Source organism: Tepidisphaeraceae bacterium, from assembly GCA_035998445.1.
GTDB lineage: Bacteria > Planctomycetota > Phycisphaerae > Tepidisphaerales > Tepidisphaeraceae > DASYHQ01.
Genome location: DASYHQ010000003.1, coordinates 1 through 4,191, shown reverse-complemented (window position 1 = coordinate 4,191; position 4,191 = coordinate 1). Strand labels below are relative to the sequence as shown.

The 4,191-nt window shown below is 66.0% G+C and carries 4 protein-coding genes; all 4 read left to right on the top strand.

Going from position 1 to position 4,191, the window contains the following annotated elements:
- Positions 1-424: carbohydrate-binding protein (locus VGN72_00070; GenBank protein HEV7297730.1), on the top strand; the 424-nt coding region annotated here is incomplete at its 5' end.
- Between the two features lie 67 nt (positions 425-491).
- The gene (locus VGN72_00065) at positions 492-2,429 is read left to right on the top strand and encodes a carbohydrate-binding protein (protein ID HEV7297729.1); all 1,938 of its coding nucleotides are present in this window, start codon (positions 492-494) and stop codon (positions 2,427-2,429) included.
- Between the two features lie 571 nt (positions 2,430-3,000).
- On the top strand, positions 3,001-3,636 hold the full coding sequence (locus VGN72_00060) for a PEP-CTERM sorting domain-containing protein (protein HEV7297728.1): 636 nt from the start codon (positions 3,001-3,003) through the stop codon (positions 3,634-3,636).
- Positions 3,637-3,707: 71 nt separating this feature from the next.
- Complete coding sequence (locus tag VGN72_00055) at positions 3,708-4,187, top strand: hypothetical protein (protein ID HEV7297727.1); 480 nt, start codon at positions 3,708-3,710, stop codon at positions 4,185-4,187.
- Positions 4,188-4,191: the final 4 nt, after the last annotated feature.

The window sequence follows — 4,191 nt, the reverse complement described above, 5'->3', positions numbered from 1 at the left end:
GATCACCAGCGGCACGGTCACGCCACCACCGCCGCCGCCGGTTCAGCCGTCGGTGACGGTGCAGGCGGAGTCGGCGACGATGGTCGGCGTGACGCGGCAGACGACCAACGGTGGCTACGCCGGCAGCGGCTACGCCGACTTTGGCGGCGCCGGCTCGTACGTGCAGCTGACGGTCAACCGCACGGCGGCGGGGCCGACGACGCTGAAGCTGCGCTACGCCAACGGCGGCACGACTGACCGCCCGGTCAGCGTCGCGGTAAACGGCACCGTCGTGCAGAGCAGCGTCGCCATGAACGGCACCGGCGGCTGGACGAACTGGCAGGAGCTGACGCTGACGCTGGACCTGCTGGCCGGCAACAACGTCATTCGCCTGACCAGCATCACCAGCAACGGCGTCAACCTCGACGCCGTCACCGTTGGTTAGACATTGCGTCGGTCGAAGCAACTTGGATGTACATCGGAGCGGTCGCAGGTCGGCCGGCGTTATGACAATGCAAAAGAAGCAATCGGGGCGCCTTCCCGGGGTACGAACTGAAACCCTTGAGTCACGGCGACTGCTGGCGAACACGGCGAGCATCGGCGGCTCAATCATCAAGGAGATCGACAACTACGGGGTCCGCGACGCCGGCGAGACCGCGCTGCTCGTCAGCGCGCGCGTCTACGTGGATCTCAACGCCAATGGAAGCTACGACGCTGGCGACCGCGTGGCGGAGGCGACGGACGAAGGCCGCTACGCCTTCAACGGCTTGGCTGCTGGCCTGTATCGCGTGGCGATGCTCAGCGCGCCAATTGACTATGCGCAGTCGCTGCCGGCCAACAACGCGCCGATTATCGTAACGCTGGCGGATGGGCAGGCGGCGACCGGCGTCGACTTCCTCACCTCGTCGCACCAGCCGTTGCGCCTCGCCTCCAGCAGCAGCACGTCACTGTCGGTGGGCGAGGGCACCAGCAAGGTCATCACCCTAAAGCTGAACCGCCGACCATGGTCGGACGTGTTGGTAACGGTCGTTCCCGACAGCGACAGCGACGCGAGCGTGACCGCCTCCGTGACGTCGTTGCGGTTCACGCCGGACGACTGGGACGTGCCGAGACCCGTCACGTTCCGCGCCGCGCCCGATGCCGACGACGTGGCCGGCAAGGCAACGTTCCGGTTCGCCAGCGCCGGGCTTTCCTTCGGTACAAGGTTTGTCGTGACCGAGATTGACGACGAGGTGGTGATCGTCGAACCGCCACCAAGCGGCTCGACGATTCATCCGGCGGAGTCGGCGATCTTGTCCGGCGGTACGGTCAGAAGCTCGCAGTGGGGCGACTACACTGGCTCAGGGTACGCCGATTTCGGTGGCGACAACTCGGCCATCGAGTGGAGCGTTACGCGAGCAACGACGGGCGCGGCGACGCTGGAGTTCCGCTACGCCAACGGTGGCGCGACCAATCGGCCGCTGCGCGTCGTCGTCAACGGGAACACGCTCGGAACGGTCGCATGCGCCCCTACTGGTGGCTGGGCGACGTGGCGGACCGTGTCGATCGACGCGCCACTGATGGCCGGCAATAACGTGGTGAAGACGATCGCCGGCGCCGCGACTGGCGGGAACGTCGACGCGCTGACGGTGCGTCCGACCGGCACCACCCCGCCACCGATCGACGAGCCGGTCGTGCTGGAAGCCGCCGCCGCACAATTTACCGGCGGCACGGTCGCCAGCGCCCTCAACGGGGGTTACCTCGGCGTGGGCTATGCCGACTTCGGCGGGACCGGGTCGTCCGTGCGATGGACGATCACCCGTGCTGCCGGCGGAGCCGCGACGCTTCAGTTCCGCTACGCCAACGGCTCGACGAATGGCCGTCCGCTGTCGGTGGCGGTCAACGGTACGACGGTCGGCGCAGTCGCCTGCGCGCCGACCGGCAGTTGGACGACGTGGCGGGTGGAGTCGATCGCCGTTTCGCTGAAGGACGGCATCAACACGATCAACGCGGCCGCGGCAAGCCTGGTCGGTGGCGCGAATCTCGATTCCGTCACCATCGTCACCGGCGCTACCCCGCCACCACCGTCGTCGCCGGTGACGTACCAAGCGGAGGGCTTGCAACTCACCAACGGCACGACCCGCCAGACGACCAACGGCGGCTACACCGGCAGCGGCTACGCGGACTTCGGTGGAGTCGGCTCAGCCGTATACTTAATGATCGGCCGGGCGACCGCCGGGCCAACGACGGTCACGCTTCGCTACGCCAACGGCGGCACCGCCAGCCGCCCGGTCGGCGTCGCTGTCGACGGCGTTATCCAATTGCCGAATGTGATCCTCGCCAGCACGGGATCGTGGGGCACGTGGAAGACGATGAGCTTTACCCTCAACTTCGTCGGTGGCAGCAACATCATCGCAATCACCAGCACGACGGCCAACGGCGTCAACCTCGACGCCGTCACCGTCGGATAGCGAGCCCCTAAAGCAGAGAAAGTTCGAAGAGGGTTAGGCGCGGGGATCTTCATAACCTCTAGTCCGACACGGTATTAGGATAGTTCACGACGAACCCTGTTAACCGAGTTAGCGGGGTTCGCTCGTTTTCGGGCTGGTTTTGCGCTGTTTTGGTGTTGGGTACTCTCGGCCGAGAAGGGGAGAGAGCGACGTCCGAAGGCCACGTCCGTCCGTCCCGGCCTCCTCTGCGCCGGAACTCTCCGACTCTCCGCTCTATTTCCGTGCTCCAGTTAACAACGTGTCGGGATCGGACCCCATGGCCACCCCAGTTTAGAATTGGGGTGGGGTGGGTGATAGCGGAACCAGATGGTGGCCGGGACTGGTCCGCATACGTAACACCATGGCGGCGGTCGGGTTCCGCTAGGAGCTTGTGCCGTAGCTGGCGCCGTTGCTCGTCATAACACTTATGACGATCGTGCTGGCGATCCGCAAGTGCGTTCCACCACATCGTGTCTCGCAGCCCGGGCTCCGATCCTTGTTTGCCCGTCCGCCGTTGGGTACGCTTGCCGCCTCATCTGCTAGGGAAGGCCACATGCAACGATCCGGACTGCTTCGCTCGATCCTTACCGTGTCGTTCGTCCTTGCCGCCACGGCGACCCGTGTCGGTGCGGCGCCTCTGCCGCTGCTCGACGCGCCCGGCACCGAGGGGCCGAACGCCGTCAGCTACACGCTCGGCTACGAACTTACCACCGGCGCCACACCCCTGACCGTCACGTCACTCGGCGTGTGGGACCAAGGCGCTGACGGCCTCATCGCGGCCCACGGCGTCGGTCTGTTCAGCGTGGTCGGCGACATGCTCGGCCAAGCCGCGGTGCCTGCCGGTACGGGCGGGACGCTGCTCGGCACCTTCCGCTACGCTGACCTGACGGTGCCGATCGTGTTGTTGCCCAACACCACGTACGTGCTCGCCGCGGCGTACGACAGCGACGATGCCTATGGATGGTACGGGCCGTTCGGCGAACCCGTGGCCGGTCACGTTACCGCCGACGTCACCATCGGCTACGGTCGGAACGAGGCGGGCAGCGCACTACAGTTCCCCACCGGCACCACGGGCGCCGTGTATACTGGTCCGAACTTCATCTACACCGCCGTCCCCGAGCCCGCTGTCGTCGGCATGTTCAGCATCGCGGGTTTGGCGTTCCTCCGCCGTCGCCGACCGACCGCCTAGTCGCCTCGCACAACCCACAGCAGAGCAACGCCGTCACGATCGGCGCAGGCGTTTGGGTGATTGACGGGGCGATGACGAGCCTCGCTGCTGGCGCGGTGGCGGACGCTGTCGCGATTGGAATTGGCGGGCCCTTGGGCACGTTCGCAACCAAGGGCAACTTCGCCGGTTCGCTTGCGGCCTTGCAGATCAAGTCGATCACGGTCGGTGGTGACGTCGTGGGAGCTCAGATCCTCGTCGGCGCCGTTCTGGGCGACAATGCGGAACCAGGAGATCCTGCGGATACGTACGTTGGCGGCACCATCGGCAAGGTGACGGTGCGCGGCGCGATGAGCGGGGGCAGCGTGATCGCGGCAGGACTTCAGGCCGGTGCGGGCAACGTGTTGAGTGGCGACGAGACGCTGCTGTCCGATCAAGCCAGTTCGATTCGCTCGGTCGTCATCCGCGGTGGCATCGCCGACGATTGTCGAATCGTCGCTCCCACATTGCCGGCAAAGGCGATACTGGGACGGGTGCGCGTGACGACCGCGGAGTCTCCGCACTTCATGCTGTAGTATC